This is a genomic window from Enterobacter cloacae complex sp. IR5428 (assembly GCF_049238585.1).
GTDB classification, from domain to species: domain Bacteria; phylum Pseudomonadota; class Gammaproteobacteria; order Enterobacterales; family Enterobacteriaceae; genus Enterobacter; species Enterobacter intestinihominis.
Window position 1 is genome coordinate 1 of the sequence record NZ_JBMKHV010000014.1, and the last position, 17,119, is coordinate 17,119.

General features: G+C 56.2%; 17 protein-coding genes and 1 rRNA gene. 13 read left to right on the forward strand and 5 right to left on the reverse strand.

Annotated elements, in window-relative coordinates; genetic code table 11:
* A 16S ribosomal RNA gene (locus tag ACOTXC_RS18250) occupies positions 1 to 220 on the reverse strand; the annotation flags it as partial.
* A 483-nt stretch (positions 221 to 703) separates the two neighbouring features.
* On the opposite strand from ACOTXC_RS18250, the gene ACOTXC_RS18255 reads away from it, so the two are divergent.
* Complete coding sequence (locus ACOTXC_RS18255) at positions 704 to 1,657, forward strand: nickel/cobalt transporter (RefSeq protein ID WP_045620942.1); 954 nt, start codon at positions 704 to 706, stop codon at positions 1,655 to 1,657.
* Between the two features lie 32 nt (positions 1,658 to 1,689).
* Here the strand turns inward: ACOTXC_RS18255 and proP are convergent, their stop codons facing one another.
* Positions 1,690 to 3,192 (reverse strand): glycine betaine/L-proline transporter ProP, encoded by a 1,503-nt coding sequence (gene proP / locus ACOTXC_RS18260; protein WP_022646793.1) that lies wholly within the window; start codon positions 3,190 to 3,192, stop codon positions 1,690 to 1,692.
* Between the two features lie 646 nt (positions 3,193 to 3,838).
* Between proP and kdgT the strand changes: the two genes are divergently transcribed.
* On the forward strand, positions 3,839 to 4,831 hold the full coding sequence (gene kdgT / locus ACOTXC_RS18265) for a 2-keto-3-deoxygluconate transporter (RefSeq protein ID WP_022646792.1): 993 nt from the start codon (positions 3,839 to 3,841) through the stop codon (positions 4,829 to 4,831).
* Positions 4,832 to 4,864: 33 nt separating this feature from the next.
* Here kdgT and ACOTXC_RS18270 read toward each other — a convergent pair whose 3' ends face one another.
* Positions 4,865 to 5,743, reverse strand: coding sequence for a diguanylate cyclase regulator RdcB family protein (locus ACOTXC_RS18270; RefSeq protein ID WP_022646791.1), 879 nt, complete (start codon positions 5,741 to 5,743; stop codon positions 4,865 to 4,867).
* A complete protein-coding gene (gene crfC / locus ACOTXC_RS18275) occupies positions 5,740 to 8,094 on the reverse strand; it encodes a clamp-binding protein CrfC (RefSeq protein WP_046618244.1) in 2,355 nt (784 codons plus the stop codon). The genes ACOTXC_RS18270 and crfC overlap by 4 nt, the downstream gene beginning before the upstream one ends.
* A 591-nt stretch (positions 8,095 to 8,685) precedes the next feature.
* Between crfC and ACOTXC_RS18280 the strand changes: the two genes are divergently transcribed.
* The 11 genes from ACOTXC_RS18280 to phnK all read left to right on the forward strand — a co-directional run bounded on the left by ACOTXC_RS18280 (position 8,686) and on the right by phnK (position 16,799).
* Positions 8,686 to 9,021 carry a zinc ribbon domain-containing protein YjdM gene (locus ACOTXC_RS18280; RefSeq protein WP_022646789.1) on the forward strand — a complete coding sequence of 112 codons (336 nt, stop codon included), beginning with the start codon at positions 8,686 to 8,688 and terminating at the stop codon, positions 9,019 to 9,021.
* 80 nt (positions 9,022 to 9,101) lie between these two features.
* Positions 9,102 to 9,533, forward strand: a complete 432-nt coding sequence (yjdN, locus tag ACOTXC_RS18285; protein WP_154850658.1) for a VOC family metalloprotein YjdN — start codon at positions 9,102 to 9,104, stop codon at positions 9,531 to 9,533.
* A gap of 173 nt (positions 9,534 to 9,706) precedes the next feature.
* The gene (gene phnC / locus ACOTXC_RS18290; RefSeq protein WP_003860210.1) at positions 9,707 to 10,495 is read left to right on the forward strand and encodes a phosphonate ABC transporter ATP-binding protein; all 789 of its coding nucleotides are present in this window, start codon (positions 9,707 to 9,709) and stop codon (positions 10,493 to 10,495) included.
* Between the two features lie 23 nt (positions 10,496 to 10,518).
* Positions 10,519 to 11,535, forward strand: a complete 1,017-nt coding sequence (phnD, locus tag ACOTXC_RS18295) for a phosphonate ABC transporter substrate-binding protein (RefSeq protein ID WP_022646786.1) — start codon at positions 10,519 to 10,521, stop codon at positions 11,533 to 11,535.
* A gap of 50 nt (positions 11,536 to 11,585) precedes the next feature.
* Positions 11,586 to 12,365, forward strand: a complete 780-nt coding sequence (phnE, locus tag ACOTXC_RS18300) for a phosphonate ABC transporter, permease protein PhnE (protein WP_022646785.1) — start codon at positions 11,586 to 11,588, stop codon at positions 12,363 to 12,365.
* Positions 12,366 to 12,385: 20 nt separating this feature from the next.
* Positions 12,386 to 13,111: a phosphonate metabolism transcriptional regulator PhnF gene (gene phnF / locus ACOTXC_RS18305; protein WP_022646784.1), complete on the forward strand. Its 726-nt coding sequence runs from the start codon at positions 12,386 to 12,388 to the stop codon at positions 13,109 to 13,111.
* Positions 13,112 to 13,564: a phosphonate C-P lyase system protein PhnG gene (gene phnG, locus ACOTXC_RS18310; protein ID WP_023299115.1), complete on the forward strand. Its 453-nt coding sequence runs from the start codon at positions 13,112 to 13,114 to the stop codon at positions 13,562 to 13,564.
* A complete protein-coding gene (gene phnH, locus ACOTXC_RS18315; RefSeq protein WP_421767881.1) occupies positions 13,561 to 14,145 on the forward strand; it encodes a phosphonate C-P lyase system protein PhnH in 585 nt (194 codons plus the stop codon). The genes phnG and phnH overlap by 4 nt, the downstream gene beginning before the upstream one ends.
* On the forward strand, positions 14,145 to 15,209 hold the full coding sequence (locus ACOTXC_RS18320) for a carbon-phosphorus lyase complex subunit PhnI (RefSeq protein WP_022646782.1): 1,065 nt from the start codon (positions 14,145 to 14,147) through the stop codon (positions 15,207 to 15,209). Before phnH ends, ACOTXC_RS18320 begins: the two co-directional genes overlap by 1 nt.
* Entirely contained in the window at positions 15,202 to 16,047 is an 846-nt protein-coding gene (gene phnJ, locus ACOTXC_RS18325; RefSeq protein WP_022646781.1) for an alpha-D-ribose 1-methylphosphonate 5-phosphate C-P-lyase PhnJ, read from the forward strand. The genes ACOTXC_RS18320 and phnJ overlap by 8 nt, the downstream gene beginning before the upstream one ends.
* Positions 16,044 to 16,799: a phosphonate C-P lyase system protein PhnK gene (gene phnK, locus ACOTXC_RS18330; protein ID WP_006177354.1), complete on the forward strand. Its 756-nt coding sequence runs from the start codon at positions 16,044 to 16,046 to the stop codon at positions 16,797 to 16,799. The genes phnJ and phnK overlap by 4 nt, the downstream gene beginning before the upstream one ends.
* Positions 16,800 to 16,835: 36 nt before the next feature.
* Here the strand turns inward: phnK and ACOTXC_RS18335 are convergent.
* On the reverse strand, positions 16,836 to 17,119 hold a 284-nt coding region (locus ACOTXC_RS18335), incomplete at its 5' end, for a hypothetical protein (RefSeq protein WP_421767882.1).

Genomic DNA, 17,119 nt, shown 5'->3' on the forward strand with positions numbered 1-17,119 from the left:
CAAGAGGCCCGAAGGTCCCCCTCTTTGGTCTTGCGACGTTATGCGGTATTAGCTACCGTTTCCAGTAGTTATCCCCCTCCATCAGGCAGTTTCCCAGACATTACTCACCCGTCCGCCACTCGTCAGCAAAGCAGCAAGCTGCTTCCTGTTACCGTTCGACTTGCATGTGTTAGGCCTGCCGCCAGCGTTCAATCTGAGCCATGATCAAACTCTTCAATTTAAGTTTGATGCTCAATGAATTAAACTTCGTAATGAATTACGTGTTCACTCGTTGAGACTTGGTATTCATTTAGTGTCCGAGGACATTAAGAATCCATGTCACTTTGAGTGCCCACACAGATTGTCTGATAAATTGTTAAAGAGCAGTTGCGACGCGCTTCAGCGCTCTGTCGCGAGGTGGCGTATATTACGCTTTCCTCTTTCAGAGTCAACCCGTTATTTCAGGATTTTTTCTCTTCAACCGACCGGGTTGTCTGTGAAGTGATTCACATCCGCCGTGTCGATGGAGGCGCATTATAGGGAGTTCCCGAGCGACCGCAACAGAAAAGTTGCAAAAAAATGACTGACTGCTGTATTCCCCAGCAAAACCCCGCCTTATACCCTTTTACGCACAGAGTTATCCACAATCCATTGACGATCCCGGTGCGATCCCGCTAATTGAACACTATACTAGCGGCAAATATTCCTCTCGCAGACCAACCTGATGACGACACAACGACTTCAACGTGACTGGCGTATCCCAACCGCCGGGCTCGCCGTGCTGGTGTTACTTATGGCAGGTTTCGCACTGCATACGCACTGGAATGCATTTATTCAGTGGTGCCTCGCCGCTCAGATCACCCTGCACCGTTATCTGGTGATGTATTTGCTGCAACTTAATAATCATCAGTACAGCGGTGGGCTGTGGTTGTTAACCGGTGCGTTTCTTTATGGTGTACTCCATGCCGTTGGACCAGGACACGGCAAATTTATCGTCGCCACGTATCTCAGCACCAATAAAGAGAGCCAGCTCGCGGCGCGCGTCGTACCGTTTATCGGTAGCCTGATGCAGGGCGTCAGCGCGATCCTCTTTGTGTTTATCCTGGCGGTTGGATTGAACCTCGCGTCAGGAGATATTAGCACCAGCCGTTGGTACGTCGAGAAAATCAGCGCCTTACTGATTGCCGCCTTCGGTGCGTTTATCATTTATCAGGCGCTCAGCAGCCTGCGTCCGCGCAAAATGGCGATTAGCGCCATCAAGCCGCATCATCAGCATAATGAACACTGTGGCTGCGGCCATCACGGCGTAGGGGTGGATCTGGCTAAAAGCGACTGGAAAACCCGTCTGGGCGTGGTGCTGGCCATTGGCGCACGCCCGTGCAGCGGGGCAATTATGATCCTGATGTTCTCGAATGCGCTCGGTATTATTAGCTGGGGGATTGCTGCTGTGATGACAATGTCGCTGGGAACGGCGCTGTCGATTATGGGGCTGTCGCTGGCAGTACGTTACGCGCGTGAACGCACAGTAGCCTGGTTTAGTGGCGGCACTTCCCTGAACTGGGTAATGCCGATGGTCAAAATAGCCGGAGGAGTTGTTCTGATACTGTTCGCAACTATCCTCTTCCTGACGGTGATCCCCGTCAGCGTCAGCGGCGACTATATCGCCGCAGGATGCTAATAAAAGAAAACCCGCCAGCGGCGGGTTTTTTATCACTCGTTAATTCGCGGATGCTGGTCAACCAGGCGAGAACGTTTTTTCTGAAGCTCTTCAATCTCTGCGTCAATATCTTCAATCTTCTGCTCTACGTTATCGTAGTGCTCGCGCAGGATCTCCTTCGCTTCCTGAATATCGGACGCCGCAGGCGTTGCCCCTTTCAGTGGACGGTTCGCCGTCTCCTTCATAGTAATACCGGTAATCAGGCCAATCACCGCAATAACCATCAGATAGTAAGCAGGCATCATCAGGTTCTGCGTGCTCTCCACCAGTGAAGCAGCAAGCGTCGGCGTCAGGCCCGCAATCAGAACGGAGATATTAAAGGCTGCCGCCAGCGCACTGTAGCGAATATGCGTCGGGAACATTGCCGGTAGCGTAGAAGCCATCACCCCGATAAAGCAGTTGAGGATCACCGCCAGCATCAGCAGACCGGCGAAAATCAGCCCCAGCACATTGCTGTTAATCAGAATAAAGGCCGGGATTGCCAGCGCGAACAGTGCGACGCTACCGAGAATAATGAATGGCTTACGGCCAAAGCGATCGCTCAGCAGGCCCATAATCGGCTGCACGAACAGCATGCCTACCATGATGGCGATAATAATCAGCACACCGTGGTCTTCCGAGTAGTGCAGGTTATGCGACAGATAGCTCGGCATGTATGTCAGCAGCATGTAATAGGTCACGTTGGTGGAAATCACCAGACCGATACAGGTCAGCAGGCTGCGCCAGTGTTTGGTCGCAATCTCCTTGAACGACACTTTCGGGCCATCCTGCAACCCTTCACGGTCGCCCTGCTCCAGCTTTTCAACGTGCTGCTGGAACGCAGGCGTCTCTTCCAGGGCGTGACGCAGGTAAAGACCGATGATGCCAAGCGGCAGCGCCAGGAAGAACGGAATACGCCAGCCCCAGTCGAGGAAGTTCTCTTCACCCACTACGGTTGAAATCAGAACCACAACTCCCGCGCCCATGACAAACCCGGCAATCGAACCAAAGTCGAGCCAGCTGCCCATAAAGCCGCGTTTTCGATCCGGAGAATACTCAGCGACAAAAATCGATGCACCGGTATATTCGCCGCCAACGGAGAAGCCCTGCGCCATCTTACAGATCAACAGCAGGATCGGTGCCCATATACCAATGGTCGCATAGGACGGAATAAGGCCGATACAGAATGTACTTATCGACATGATGACAATAGTAATAGCCAAGATCTTCTGGCGACCATATTTATCACCCAGCATGCCGAAGAACAGGCCACCGAGAGGGCGAATAAGGAAGGGAACAGAGAACGTACCCAGCGCGGCAATCATCTGCAAGCTGGGATCGGCACCGGGGAAGAACACTTTACCAAGCGCATAGGCAACAAAGCCGTAGACACCAAAATCGAACCACTCCATCGCATTACCGAGCGAGGCCGCCGTAATCGCTTTGCGCAGTTTCGCATCATCAATAATGGTGACATCGCGCAGCGTGATGGGTTTTACTTTTTTCCTTCTAAGCATAGCTTTCCTCGTAGACTCAGCCCCGTCCGTTTCACAGCGCATTTGCAAGCTGTGAACCAGAGATCCGCTCCATGCGAATCTCCTTATTCAAGCGTAGCAGGTTTACTTACATTGACGTTTTACCTCAATACAACCGAACCTGTTGACGCCTGTCTGGGCAGTTAAAGACCTTTTTACCCTACCAGCGTTTATATATGTGATCAACTTCACATATATTTTTCCGGTTCGTAAGTTGGCTTCAGGTTTTGTCAATTCACGATAAATAAGGTCATTCTCACCCCCTTTATCAAGCACATCTTAACACCCGTTATTATTCCTCTTAAAACAAAAAACAATCACATTTCTTCACATCGAATTTACACAAAATTTAATTATTAACAGCGGGCATTCCTGTTTACATTCAATATGTGACGCAGATAACTAAAACAGTGTTTTATTTTCATTGAATCGCAATTCCAAAGATCGCATGATAAACCCGAACACAATATCCCAGCGGCTTTCAAATGAAGGAATGCTAAGCACCTGAATTTCGCTTTACAGCATAAGTAACGAATCGATTGGTCTTCAAAAAAGGCAATCATTTGAATTTGTTGATCTATTTTTTGAGATTTCCGCCAGCCACGCGGGCGAGATGTGAGGGTTAATGATGAAGATTAAAGCAACAATAGAACGCATCCCGGGCGGGATGATGCTGGTCCCGCTGGTACTTGGCGCGATATTAAATACGCTGGCCCCGAATACCGGTGCTTATTTTGGCGGTTTTACAAAAGGTATGATCACCGGAACGGTACCGATTCTGGCAGTCTGGTTCTTTTGCATCGGCGCATCTATTAATTTACGTGCAACTGGTACGGTATTACGTAAATCAGGGACGCTGGTCATTACTAAAATTGCGGTCGCCTGGGTCGTTGCCATGATCTGCGCGATGTTCATTCCGGAGAATGGCATACAGACCGGATTCTTCGCCGGATTATCCGTTCTGGCCATTGTTTCAGCAATGGATATGACCAACGGCGGTCTCTATGCCAGCCTGATGAATCAATATGGCACCAAAGAAGAATCAGGCGCGTTCGTGCTGATGTCCCTGGAGTCGGGTCCGCTGATGACCATGCTGATTCTGGGTTCTGCCGGCCTTGCCTCCTTTGAACCCCACCATTTTGTCGGGGCGATCCTGCCGTTCCTGATTGGTTTTGCGCTAGGCAACCTCGATCACGATCTGCGCGATTTCTTCAGCAAAGCCACCCCGGTACTGATCCCGTTCTTCGGCTTCGCGTTGGGCAATACCATCAATCTGAACGTGATTCTGGAAACCGGCCTGCTGGGTATTGTGCTGGGTGTTGCCGTCATCGTCATCACGGGTATTCCGCTAATTATTGCAGACCGCGTCATTGGGGGCGGTAACGGAACCGCAGGTGTGGCCGCCTCGTCGGCCGCAGGCGCTGCGGTAGCTAACCCGGTGATTATCGCCCAGATTAACCCGGCCTTTGAACCAGTGGCGGCTTCCGCCACGGCCCTGGTTGCCGCCAGCGTGATTGTGACGGCGATTCTGGTCCCGATCATCACGGCGCTGTACGCCAGACGTTTTGGACAGGTTCCGGAGACCCAGGCAGAGCCGAAAGCGGTAGAAATGCACCACTAAGCCGTTCGCCCCCTCCTTAAAAAGAGGGGGCAATCACGCACTAAATATCTCTTCCACCATGCCATCCACCAGCCGTTTTGCCGAACAGAGTCTCGGCATACCCAGCGCGACCGTTTGCCAGCTCTGCGTCACTGACCAGCTCACCGGATGTTTATCCGCCTGACACCAGTCCCCCAGCCAGCCAAGCATATCTTTATAATCCATCAGACCAGGAGAAGCGGGCGTCGTCAGCCACTGATGGTAAAAATGCCGGGTGGTGGGAGAAGCATTAATCCCCTGTGCCAGATAGTTTGCGGCCATGCTGCGCAGGTTATCTTTCAGCATGGCCGCCACATCACTATTCGCCAGACGACAGGCATCGCCAAACGCGCCCCAGCGCAACTCTTCCAGCACGATAAAGCAGCGGCCAGCCAGCGACCAGCCGTCATACTGCCCGGCTCGCCAGCGGGTAAAAATTTGCTCGCTGTGCTCACCCGCCTGAACCGTAAGGCCGCGCTGCGCGAGCGCTTTCTCTTTATAGGCGGCACGCTGGTTGAAATGTGCGGAGAGCGCCTCGTACTGTTGCAACAATCCGGAAGGTTGAGGGAGGCGTGGATTAACCTGCTGGCGCAGGGCTACCAGCTTGTCGGACATGCGGGTCAGCGCCAGGTGTCCAGGGTCGAGCATACCGGCCAGTTTCTCCGCCAGACCCAGCCGCAGTGCTGCATTTTCGTTGAGCATTCCCGCCATTGCCCATGGCCGCAACCGGGTCTGCGTAACGATCTCCTGCGTCAAACGCTCACGAAATTGCAGTTGCTGTGGCCCCAGGAGGGTGTGACGAGCAGCATCCGCCCCCTGGACCAAATCGACCATAAATTTTGGATGAATACACTCCAGCGTCCGCCCGGGACCGTCCAGTAGCTGTGTTGTCATGGTTGCTCTGCCGCGAATAAGGTTTGAATATCATCGCGTAACAGTCGGGTATCTTCCTGAATCCACGCCGCTGTGGTCATACTTTGCTTCAACAACTGGCTAAGCGCCCGGGTTGAATGCTCATTCTGCTGCCGCACGGCAAGGCTATCACGCAAGCTTTCCTGTAACCCGGTCAGGCACAACGAAAACTCTGCAAAGAACGTTGCCATACCTGCCGTAACAGAGACATCGACCTGCGCGGCCAAAGCTTTACGTATTTGATCGCAAAACTGATCGGTATGCTGCGTAAATTTGCCATGAAGCTGAGCGATATCGATGACATATCGGGTGCGCGTCTCCACATACGCTTCCCAGCCCCAGCCGGGATGATTGAGCCAGCGCGAGACGGTATTACGTACGCTGCCCGCCCCTGCAGGCTGACTGGCGGGAGGGGTGTCCTGCACAATGGCATCATTAAATAAGCCGCGCGTATTGAAGTTAAGCTGGTTTGCCTGAAACGCCGGAAAGCTAATCCGCGCCCGAAAGCCGGCATGACTGAGCTGTTCCTTAATTTGCATCTCGATGGGGCGCATCGCCTCATTCAACGATCGGGCGAGCGTAGACTCCAGCTGATCGAAGCGTAACGCCAGCTCCCGGCTAATTCTGCTCTGCGCATTCAGCAAAATCTGCTCGCATGACGATCGGATCTTGCTCAGGACAATCTGTGCCTGCCCTTCATCGTCAAGCACCAGTTGCTGGTTCCCATCCGTGTCGTCTGTACGCATGCTGGATGGCTCGCGCCCGGCTAAATCAAGAATTAACGGGCGGCTAAACATGTCGTCCAGCGCCTGGTGAAGTTCGCCTTTCTGACTAAGCAGAAATGCATCCGCTGCGTTGAGCGCCTCTTCAACTTCATGCTGGACCTCATCGCTCACTACGCTCTGCCGCTGACGCAGCATCGCCATGTCCTCTTCCAGGCGCTTAATATTCCGCTCCAGCTCATCAAAGGCGACCGTCAGTCCCTGATGGCGAAAATCCAGGTATTCTCTGGCATTTTGCGCATAGTTCAGCAGCTTATGCGATGCCGACCGCAGGGCGAACAGCGAGGCGTTGGCGTAAGCCGCGTAAATCAGCTTGCGGATGGGCTGTTCGAACAGCGAATCCTCCCACAGCAGATCCGCCGCATGGCGAATATGGTCACTATCGTCGAGATCGGCCGTACGCCAGCGGCGGCCCAGCGCGGCCTCGGCAAAATCCTGCACCCAACGCTGATCCTGATGATCGGGAAGCCGCCCATGGGTGTTCATCTCATAGCGGGCGCGGTTTGCCAGGTAGGCCCACATGGAAGAGACCGGATAAATTTGTCCCGGAGAAATATTCCCTTTCATCAGCGTGCCGGAAATCATCGCCCGTACCTGCTCTTCATCGTCGCTGTTACGATCTTTCTGATCGAATTTGTTGACCAGGGCGTAAAGCGGCACGGATTTCCCCGCCGCCGAAATTGCCTGACGAACCTCGGCGTCGGAAATGGATTTAAGCTGGGTATAGTCCATCACCGCCAGCACGGCAGAGGCGCGCGCCAGCTGCTCGCTGAGCATTTTTTGCAGGTGCGGCTGACCGGCCTCGTTCGGCCCCGGCGTGTCAAGCAGCGTCAGTTGCCCCAGGTGCGCATCCAGACCGGCGAGGTGCACAAATTCCACCTCAATCACCGGAATATGTTCAATCGCGGCGTACTCAGAAAAAGGAAACTCCACGCCCAGCGCCTGAGAAAGCCGCACCAGATCGTTCAGGCTTTTCAGACAATGAAAGATGGGCTCCGCGCCCAGGTGATGTTTTCCGAACGCCTCACCTCTTTCGATGCGCTCCAGCAGCGTATTCATGTCCTTGTCGATTTCCAGACGCCGCGCCAGCTTGCCGCGATCTTTATCGCACAATTTCGTCTGCAACTGGGAAATCAGGGTATCAATGGGCGCAACGTGCAAAAAATGCAGCACCGGCTCCTTCTGGCCCGGCGTATGGCGGATCAGCGTGGGCAGCGCCGTCATCGGACGATTGCGGTTCGGCAGCACTTCCGTGCCCACAATCGCATTAATGGTGGTCGATTTTCCCGCTTTCATGGTACCCACAATCGCCAGCACCATTTCGAGGCGGGTTATTTTGCGTAATTCGTTATTCAGCAACGCCTGCTGAGCGTCGACACCCCGCGCGCTAAAATGTAATGGCAAAACGTTGTTATTAACGCCGCTCATGGCAGCGGCTGTGCTATCCAGCTTTGCAATCGGCATTGATTTTAATGAATCAAGATTGTTCAGAGCCAGCTGTAACAAACGTTCGGCTTCCTGGCTTAATTCAAATATGGTCTGTGTGTGCATGATAAAAGCCTTCCCTTAACGCAAATTTATTACTTTTATTAAGCCACGTTTTTTTAATTATACTGTTCAGGCTTATATGATCACGTATGGAAAACATGTTCATTTAATACAAGTAACTGAAGATAATGAGAATTTAAATCTCACCCTTCTAATACGTGTAAAACATCCCTCTGGTCAGAAGACCAAAAGTAAATAGACAAAACGCATTTTCAGGAAACATCAGGAGATATCATCGTTATTTACCCACCAAAAAAGAGAGGTATTCCCTGACACCAAAAGATGTATAGCATCAGAAAGGATAGATAAATAACGGCTTGTTCCTTCACCTTATCCGAAATGGCACAGCGTAGCAATTTGCTGTAATAAAATATTCGATATATTTATCATCATAACGATCACTGCCGTGCAGGGCATAAGCTTCCCTTAATTCACTGACAGTTCGTGTCATCTTTTACGCATTTTTGCGCTATTTTTCTAAAACAATATCACCGACAAAAGTGGGGATTTGCGTTATACTCGCTGCCTTTTTCGGCACACTGCCGTCATTTAGCTGGCGTTTTCCAGCGTGTTAACACTTTTGAGGATACCAACATGCAACTTCCACACTGCCCGAAATGCAATTCTGAATACACCTATGAAGACAATGGCATGTTCGTTTGCCCGGAATGCGCCCATGAATGGAACGATGCGGAGCCTGCGCAGGACAGCGATACGCTGATTGTGAAAGACGCGAACGGCAACCTGCTGTCAGACGGCGACAGCGTTACCGTTGTGAAAGATCTGAAGGTAAAAGGCAGTTCTTCCATGCTGAAGATTGGTACCAAAGTGAAAAACATCCGTCTTGTTGAAGGCGATCATAATATCGATTGCAAAATTGACGGCTTCGGTCCGATGAAACTGAAATCTGAGTTCGTGAAAAAGAACTGATTGACCCGCCCGGTGACGCTTCGCTTACCGGGCGTTCGGGAACTACACTTAACGGGCTTTTCTTACGTGAGGTAAAGATTATGCCGTTAAGTCCCTACATCTCTTTCGCCGGCAACTGTGCGGAGGCCACCGCCTTCTATCAGCAGGCCCTTGGCGCAGAACTCCTCTACAAAATCACCTTCGGCGAAATGCCTAAAGACGAAAACAGCGAAGAAGGCTGTCCGTCCGGCATGAACTTCCCGGATACCGCCATCGCCCACTCTAACGTCCGCATCGCGGGCAGCGACATTATGATGAGCGACGGGATACCGCCTGGCAGCAGCGCGCAATACGCGGGTTTCACACTGGTGCTCGACACCCAGGATGTGTCGGAAGGCAAGCGCTGGTTCGACAACCTCGCCGATGGCGGCAATATTGAAATGGCCTGGCAGGAGACCTTCTGGGCGCACGGATTCGGCACTGTGACCGACAAATACGGCGTGCCGTGGATGATTAACGTCGTTAAATCGTAGGCTGGATAAGCGCAGCGCATCCGGCAACAGCGTCCGGTGGCGCTGCGCTGGCCGGGCCTACGGTGATTGTCATCAAATCCCCCTCAACTCTTCAAACTCCCGCAACCAACACTTAACCTGAATGTCATATTGATACGCCAGCATGAGGCCACATTTATCGTGAGGCCCAGCACATGCAAACTGTCATTCGCGTCGAGAAACTGAGCAAAACCTTCCATCACAACAAGGCGCTGCATGCCGTTGATCTGACCGTCCAGCAGGGCGAAATGGTGGCGCTGCTGGGGCCATCCGGTTCAGGAAAATCCACCCTTCTTCGTCACTTAAGCGGCCTCATTACCTGTGACAAAACGCCGGAAAGCCGCGTCGAGCTGCTGGGTAACACCGTGCAACATGCGGGGCGTCTGGCGAGCGATATTCGCAAAAGCCGCGCGCAGACGGGCTATATCTTTCAGCAGTTCAACCTTGTGAACCGCCTGACGGTGCTCGAGAACGTGCTGATTGGCGCGCTCGGCAGCACCCCGTTCTGGCGCACCTGCCTGCGCTGGTTCTCCCCTTCCCAGAAACAAGAAGCCTTACAGGCGCTGACCCGCGTCGGCATGGCGCATTTTGCCCACCAGCGCGTCTCAACGCTCTCCGGCGGACAGCAGCAGCGCGTCGCCATCGCCCGCGCCCTGATGCAGAAAGCCAAAATCATTCTGGCCGATGAGCCTATCGCCTCGCTGGATCCGGAATCGGCCCGCATCGTGATGGAAACCCTGCGCGACATCAACCAGAACGACGGCATCACCGTGGTGGTGACGCTGCATCAGGTGGATTACGCCCTGCGCTACTGCGAGCGCATCGTCGCCCTGCGTCAGGGCCACGTGTTCTTCGATGGCGCCAGCCATCAGTTTGATAACGAACGTTTTGATCATCTCTACCGCAGCGTAAACCGCGTCGAAGAACGCGCGCAGGCTGCTTAACGCCCCGATAACGAGGAATGGAAATGAACTACAAAGCCGTTGCCGCGCTGGCCTTCACCAGCATGTTCAGCATCAGCACCCTGTTAAGCCCGGCCTGGGCAGAGGAACAGGAAAAAGCGTTGAACTTTGGCATCATTTCAACGGAATCACAGCAAAACCTGAAGCCGCAGTGGGAACCGTTCCTGAAAGATATGGAAACCAAACTGGGGATCAAAGTGAACGCCTTCTTCGCCCCGGACTACGCGGGCATTATCCAGGGAATGCGCTTCAACAAAGTCGACATCGCCTGGTACGGCAACCTCTCTGCCATGGAAGCGGTAGATCGCGCCAACGGCCAGGTCTTTGCCCAGACCGTTGCAGCAGACGGCTCCCCGGGCTACTGGAGCGTGCTGATCGTTAACAAAGACAGCCCGATCAACAACCTCAACGATATGCTCGCCAAACGCAAAGAGCTGACCTTTGGTAACGGCGACCCGAATTCTACGTCCGGCTTCCTCGTCCCGGGTTACTACGTCTTCGCGAAAAACAACATCTCCGCCAGCGACTTCAAGCGCACGGTTAACGCCAGCCACGAAACCAACGCCCTGGCCGTAGCGAACAAGCAGGTAGACGTTGCCACCAACAACACTGAAAACCTCGACAAGCTGAAGACCTCCGCGCCGGACAAGCTGAAAGCGCTGAAGGTGATCTGGAAATCGCCATTGATCCCGGGCGACCCGATTGTGTGGCGTAAAAACCTCTCCGAAAGCACCAAGGACAAGGTCTACGACTTCTTTATGAACTACGGCAAAACGCCGGAAGAGAAAGCGGTGCTGGCGCACCTGGGCTGGGCACCGTTCCGCGCGTCCAGCGATTTGCAGCTGGTGCCGATTCGCCAGCTGGCGCTGTTTAAACAGATGCAGGGCGTGAAGGACAACAAAGGTCTGAAGGAAGAAGAGAAGACCAGCAAAGTGTCGGAAATTCAGGCGCAGCTGGACGATCTCGACCGCCTGACCGCCGCGCTCGGGGCGATGACCAGCGTGAATAAAGCGGTGCAGTAACTCAAGTCCCCTCTCCCACAGGGAGAGGGAGAACAGATTAAGGAGCCAACATGCAAACCATCACCCTCCCGCCGCCAAAGCGCAGCTGGTTCTCGCTCATAAGCTGGGCCGTTCTGCTGGCGGTGCTCGTTATCTCCTGGAAGGGCGCGGAGATGGATCCGCTGCTGCTCTTCAGGGACTCGGGCAACATGGCGACCTTCGCCGCCGACTTCTTCCCACCTGACTTCAGCCAGTGGCAGGACTACCTCAGTGAAATGGCCACCACCCTGCAAATCGCCGTCTGGGGCACCGCCCTCGCCGTGATCCTCTCCATTCCGTTTGGCCTGATGAGCGCCGAAAACATCGTGCCTTGGTGGATCTACCAGCCGATGCGTCGCCTGATGGACGCCTGTCGCGCCATCAACGAAATGGTCTTTGCGATGCTGTTCGTGGTCGCCGTCGGCCTGGGTCCGTTCGCTGGCGTGATGGCGCTGTTCATCCACACCACCGGCGTACTCTCCAAGCTGCTCTCCGAAGCGGTTGAAGCCATCGAGCCCGGCCCGGTGGAAGGCATCCGCGCAACCGGCGCGAACAAAATCGAAGAGATCCTCTACGGCGTCCTGCCGCAGGTCATGCCGCTGCTCATCTCCTATTCGCTATACCGCTTCGAGTCCAACGTTCGCTCCGCCACCGTGGTCGGCATGGTGGGCGCAGGCGGTATTGGCGTCACCCTGTGGGAAGCGATTCGCGGTTTCCAGTTCCAGCAAACCTGCGCATTGATGGTGCTTATCATCGTCACCGTCAGCCTGCTGGATTTCCTCTCTCAACGCTTGCGTAAGCACTTCATCTGAGAAGCGAGGCTTTGATTGGTATGCACTTATCCAGACATCCGACCAGTTACCCTACCCGCTGGCAAGAGATTGCGGCAAAGCTCGAAGTGGAGCTGCGCACGCACTATCGGTGCGGCGACTACCTGCCTGCCGAGCAGCAGCTTGCCGACCGCTACGAAGTGAATCGCCACACCCTGCGTCGCGCCATCGATCAGCTGGTGGAACGCGGCTGGGTCCAGCGTCGTCAGGGCGTCGGCGTGCTGGTGCTGATGCGCCCGTTTGACTACCCGCTCAATGCTCAGGCGCGTTTTAGCCAGAACCTGCTCGATCAGGGCAGCCACCCCACCAGCGAAAAGCTGCTGTCTGTCCTGCGCCCGGCCTCCCGCCACGTAGCGGACGCGCTGGGGATTCAGGAGGGCGACAACGTCGTTCACCTGCGCACGTTGCGCCGGGTGAACGGCGTGGCGGTCTGTCAGATCGACCACTACTTCGCGGACCTCTCCCTCTGGCCCGTGCTGCAACATTTCGCCAGCGGTTCCCTGCATGATTTTCTTCAGGAGGCGACGGGTATCGCGCTCAAACGCACCCAGACGCGCATCAGCGCCCGCCGTGCGCAGGCTAAAGAGAGCAAGGTACTGGAGATCCCCAACATGGCCCCGCTGCTCTGCGTGCGCACCCTCAACCACCGTGACGGCGACGTCAACGCAACGGAATACTCCGTCAGCCTGACCCGCGCCGACATGATTGAATTTACCATGGAGCACTGAATGCACTTCGACACCTCCACTCGTCAGCGCTGGATGCGCGTGCTGGCCCACAGCCAGCCTGCTGCGCTGGCTGCCCGCATGAACGCGCTTGGCCTGACGCCGGACTACGACACGATCCGCGCGCCGGAGATCGGCCTGGTGCAGATCCAGGCACGCATGGGCGGCACCGGCGAGCGCTTCTTCGCCGGCGATGCCACCCTCACCCGCGCGGTGATCCGCCTGAGCAGCGGCACGCTGGGCTACGGCTACGTACTTGGGCGCGACAAAACGCACGCCGAGCGCTGCGCCGTGATCGACGCGCTTTTACAGGAACAGCCGCATTTTCAGACCTTAATGGAAACCCTTATTGCCCCGCTGGAAGCTGACCGCGCCGCACGCCTTGCCGCGCGTCAGGCCGAAGTGAATACCAGCCGGGTCGACTTCTTTACGCTCGTTCGCGGAGACAACGCATGACGCTTCAACCTGCCTTTACCCTGGCCGTCCAGGATGCCCAACAGAGTTTCCGTCGCCTGCTGAAAGCCATGAGCGAGCCCGGCGTGATCGTCTCGCTGCACCAGCTTTCGCAGGGCTGGCTGCCGCTGAATCTCGCCTCTACCAGCGTGCTGCTGACGCTGGCGGACAACGACACGCCGGTATGGCTGTCAGGGGCATTGCTGAACGATATCGCCAACCAGAACCTGCGCTTTCATACCAACGCGCCGCTGGTCGAGCAGCCCCAGCAGGCGGTCTTCGCCGTGGCAGACGAGCAAATCAGCCACGAGCAGCTTAACGCCCTGAGCGAAGGCAGCGCCGTCGCCCCGGAAACCAGCGCCACGCTGATTTTGCAGGTCTCCAGCCTGAGCGGTGGTCGCATGCTTCGCCTGACGGGTGCAGGCATCGCCGACGAGCGGATGGTCGCCCCCCAGCTGCCGGAGTGCATCATCCATGAGCTGACCGAGCGCCCGCATCCGTTCCCGCTCGGTATCGACCTGATCCTGACCTGCGGCGAGCGCCTGCTGGCGATCCCGCGAACCACTCACGTGGAGGTGTGCTGATGTACGTTGCCGTCAAAGGGGGCGAGAAGGCGATCGCCGCCGCCCATGCCTTGCAGGCGCACAGACGCCGGGGGGATGACGCTCTTCCCGAGCTGAGCGTCGCCCAGATTGAACAGCAGTTAAATTTGGCCGTCGACCGCGTGATGACCGAAGGCGGCATCGCGGACCGTGAGCTGGCGGCGCTGGCGCTGAAACAGGCCAGCGGCGATAACGTGGAAGCCATCTTCCTGCTGCGCGCTTACCGCACAACGCTTGCGAAGCTGGCGGTGAGCGAGCCGGTAAATACGGCGGAAATGCGTTTAGAGCGCCGTATTTCTGCGGTGTATAAAGATATTCCTGGCGGCCAGCTGCTTGGCCCCACCTACGACTACACCCATCGTCTGATGGACTTCGCTCTGCTGGCAAACGGTGAAACACCGCAGCTCAGCGCCTCTGATGCTGAACAAGACGCCTCCCCGCACGTCTTTAGCCTGCTGGCAAACCAGGGGCTGGCGAAGGCGGAAGAAGACACCGGCAGCACACCGGATGACATCACCCGCACGCCGCCGGTCTATCCCTGTTCGCGCTCGTCCCGTCTGCAACAGCTGATGCGCGGCGACGAAGGCTATCTGCTGGCGCTGGCCTACTCCACGCAGCGCGGCTACGGGCGCAACCACCCGTTCGCGGCAGAGATCCGCAGCGGCTATCTCGATGTCGAAATTGTGCCAGAAGAGCTGGGGTTTGCGGTGAACATCGGCGAACTGCTGATGACCGAGTGCGAAATGGTCAACGGTTTTGTCGCGCCAGAAAATGAAGATCCACACTTTACCCGCGGCTACGGGCTGGTGTATGGCCTGAGCGAGCGCAAGGCGATGGCGATGGCGCTGGTTGACCGTGCGCTCCAGGCGCCGGACTACGGCGAGCATATTGCAGGCCCGGCACAGGACGAAGAGTTCGTGCTGGCCCACGCGGATAACGTTGAGGCCGCGGGCTTTGTCTCGCACCTCAAGCTGCCGCACTACGTCGATTTCCAGGCCGAACTGGAACTGCTGAAACGCCTGCAACGGGAGCGCGCCAATGGCTAACTTAAGCGGCTACAACTTTGCCTATCTGGACGAGCAAACTAAACGCATGATCCGCCGCGCCATCCTTAAGGCTGTGGCGATCCCCGGCTACCAGGTGCCGTTCGGCGGCCGCGAAATGCCGATGCCCTACGGCTGGGGCACCGGCGGTATTCAAATCACCGCCAGCGTGATTGGCGAAGCGGACGTGCTGAAGGTCATCGACCAGGGGGCAGACGACACCACCAACGCCGTGTCGATCCGCAACTTCTTTAAGCGCGTAACGGGCGTCAACACCACTGAAAAAACCGAAGACGCGACGCTGATCCAGACCCGTCACCGCATTCCGGAGACCCCGCTGACGGAAGATCAGATTTTGATTTTCCAGGTGCCGATCCCGGAGCCGCTGCGCTTTATCGAGCCGCGGGAAACCGAAACCCGCACCATGCACGCCCTGGAAGAGTACGGGATCATGCAGGTCAAACTGTATGAGGACATCGCCCGCTTCGGCCATATCGCCACCACCTACGCCTACCCGGTGAAGGTGAACGGCCGCTACGTGATGGACCCGTCGCCGATCCCGAAATTCGATAACCCGAAGATGGACATGATGCCCGCCCTGCAACTTTTTGGTGCCGGACGTGAAAAACGCATCTACGCCGTACCGCCGTTTACCCGCGTAGAGAGCCTGGATTTCGACGATCACCCGTTTACGGTGCAGGAGTGGGACGAGCCGTGCGCCATCTGCGGATCCAAACACAGCTATCTGGATGAAGTGGTGCTGGACGACACGGGCAAACGGATGTTTGTCTGCTCCGACACCGATTACTGCCGCCAACAGAGCGAGGCGAACAGCCAATGAAACCGCTGCTTTCGGTTAACAACCTGACTCACCTTTATGCGCCGGGCAAAGGCTTTAGCGACGTGTCGTTTGAGCTGTGGCCGGGCGAAGTGCTGGGCATTGTCGGCGAGTCCGGCTCCGGTAAAACCACCCTGCTGAAGTCCATCTCCGCGCGCCTGACGCCGCAGAATGGCGACATTTTGTATGAGGGCGCATCGCTGTACGGCATGAGCGAAGCCGAGCGCCGCCGCCTGCTGCGCACCGAGTGGGGCGTGGTGCATCAGCACCCGATGGACGGCCTGCGCCGTCAGGTGTCAGCGGGGGGCAACATCGGTGAACGGCTGATGGCCACCGGCGCACGCCACTACGGCAATATCCGCGCCACGGCGCAGCACTGGCTGGAGGAAGTTGAAATCCCCGCCTCGCGCATAGACGACCTGCCGACCACCTTCTCCGGCGGCATGCAGCAGCGTTTACAGATTGCCCGCAATCTCGTCACCCATCCGAAGCTGGTGTTTATGGACGAACCGACCGGCGGGCTGGACGTATCCGTGCAGGCTCGCCTGCTCGACCTGCTGCGCGGCCTGGTGGTGGAGCTGAACCTGGCGGTGGTGATTGTCACCCATGATTTAGGCGTCGCGCGCCTGCTGGCGGACCGTCTTCTGGTGATGAAGCAGGGTCAGGTGGTGGAAAGTGGGTTAACCGACCGGGTGCTCGACGATCCCCATCATCCGTACACCCAGCTGCTGGTGTCGTCGGTGTTGCAGAACTGAGGGCGCTGTTGCCGGGTGGCGCTGCGCTTACCCGGCCTACGAACAGCGCACCTGTAGGCCGGGTAAGGCGAAGCCACCACCCGTCAAAACGAACACCGCACCCGTAGGCCGGGTAAGGCGAAGCCACCACCCGGCAAAAAGAACACCGCACCCGTAGGCCGGGTAAGGCGAAGCCGCCACCTGGCAAAACGAACAGCGCACCCGTAGGCCGGGTAAGGCGAAGCCACCACCCGGCAAAACGAACACCGCACCCGTAGGCCGGGTAAGGCGAAGCCGCCACCCGGCAAAACGAATCGCGAGGCAAAAATGATCCACGTTGA

Excerpts from the sequence above, each read along its gene's own strand:
- ACOTXC_RS18255 (WP_045620942.1), top strand. The coding sequence starts at position 704 with ATGACGACACAACGACTTCAACGTGACTGGCGTATCCCAACCGCCGGG.
- proP (WP_022646793.1), bottom strand. The coding sequence starts at position 3,192 with ATGCTTAGAAGGAAAAAAGTAAAACCCATCACGCTGCGCGATGTCACC.
- kdgT (WP_022646792.1), top strand. The coding sequence starts at position 3,839 with ATGAAGATTAAAGCAACAATAGAACGCATCCCGGGCGGGATGATGCTG.
- ACOTXC_RS18270 (WP_022646791.1), bottom strand. The coding sequence starts at position 5,743 with ATGACAACACAGCTACTGGACGGTCCCGGGCGGACGCTGGAGTGTATT.
- crfC (WP_046618244.1), bottom strand. The coding sequence starts at position 8,094 with ATGCACACACAGACCATATTTGAATTAAGCCAGGAAGCCGAACGTTTG.
- ACOTXC_RS18280 (WP_022646789.1), top strand. The coding sequence starts at position 8,686 with ATGCAACTTCCACACTGCCCGAAATGCAATTCTGAATACACCTATGAA.
- yjdN (WP_154850658.1), top strand. The coding sequence starts at position 9,102 with ATGCCGTTAAGTCCCTACATCTCTTTCGCCGGCAACTGTGCGGAGGCC.
- phnC (WP_003860210.1), top strand. The coding sequence starts at position 9,707 with ATGCAAACTGTCATTCGCGTCGAGAAACTGAGCAAAACCTTCCATCAC.
- phnD (WP_022646786.1), top strand. The coding sequence starts at position 10,519 with ATGAACTACAAAGCCGTTGCCGCGCTGGCCTTCACCAGCATGTTCAGC.
- phnE (WP_022646785.1), top strand. The coding sequence starts at position 11,586 with ATGCAAACCATCACCCTCCCGCCGCCAAAGCGCAGCTGGTTCTCGCTC.
- phnF (WP_022646784.1), top strand. The coding sequence starts at position 12,386 with ATGCACTTATCCAGACATCCGACCAGTTACCCTACCCGCTGGCAAGAG.
- phnG (WP_023299115.1), top strand. The coding sequence starts at position 13,112 with ATGCACTTCGACACCTCCACTCGTCAGCGCTGGATGCGCGTGCTGGCC.
- phnH (WP_421767881.1), top strand. The coding sequence starts at position 13,561 with ATGACGCTTCAACCTGCCTTTACCCTGGCCGTCCAGGATGCCCAACAG.
- ACOTXC_RS18320 (WP_022646782.1), top strand. The coding sequence starts at position 14,145 with ATGTACGTTGCCGTCAAAGGGGGCGAGAAGGCGATCGCCGCCGCCCAT.
- phnJ (WP_022646781.1), top strand. The coding sequence starts at position 15,202 with ATGGCTAACTTAAGCGGCTACAACTTTGCCTATCTGGACGAGCAAACT.
- phnK (WP_006177354.1), top strand. The coding sequence starts at position 16,044 with ATGAAACCGCTGCTTTCGGTTAACAACCTGACTCACCTTTATGCGCCG.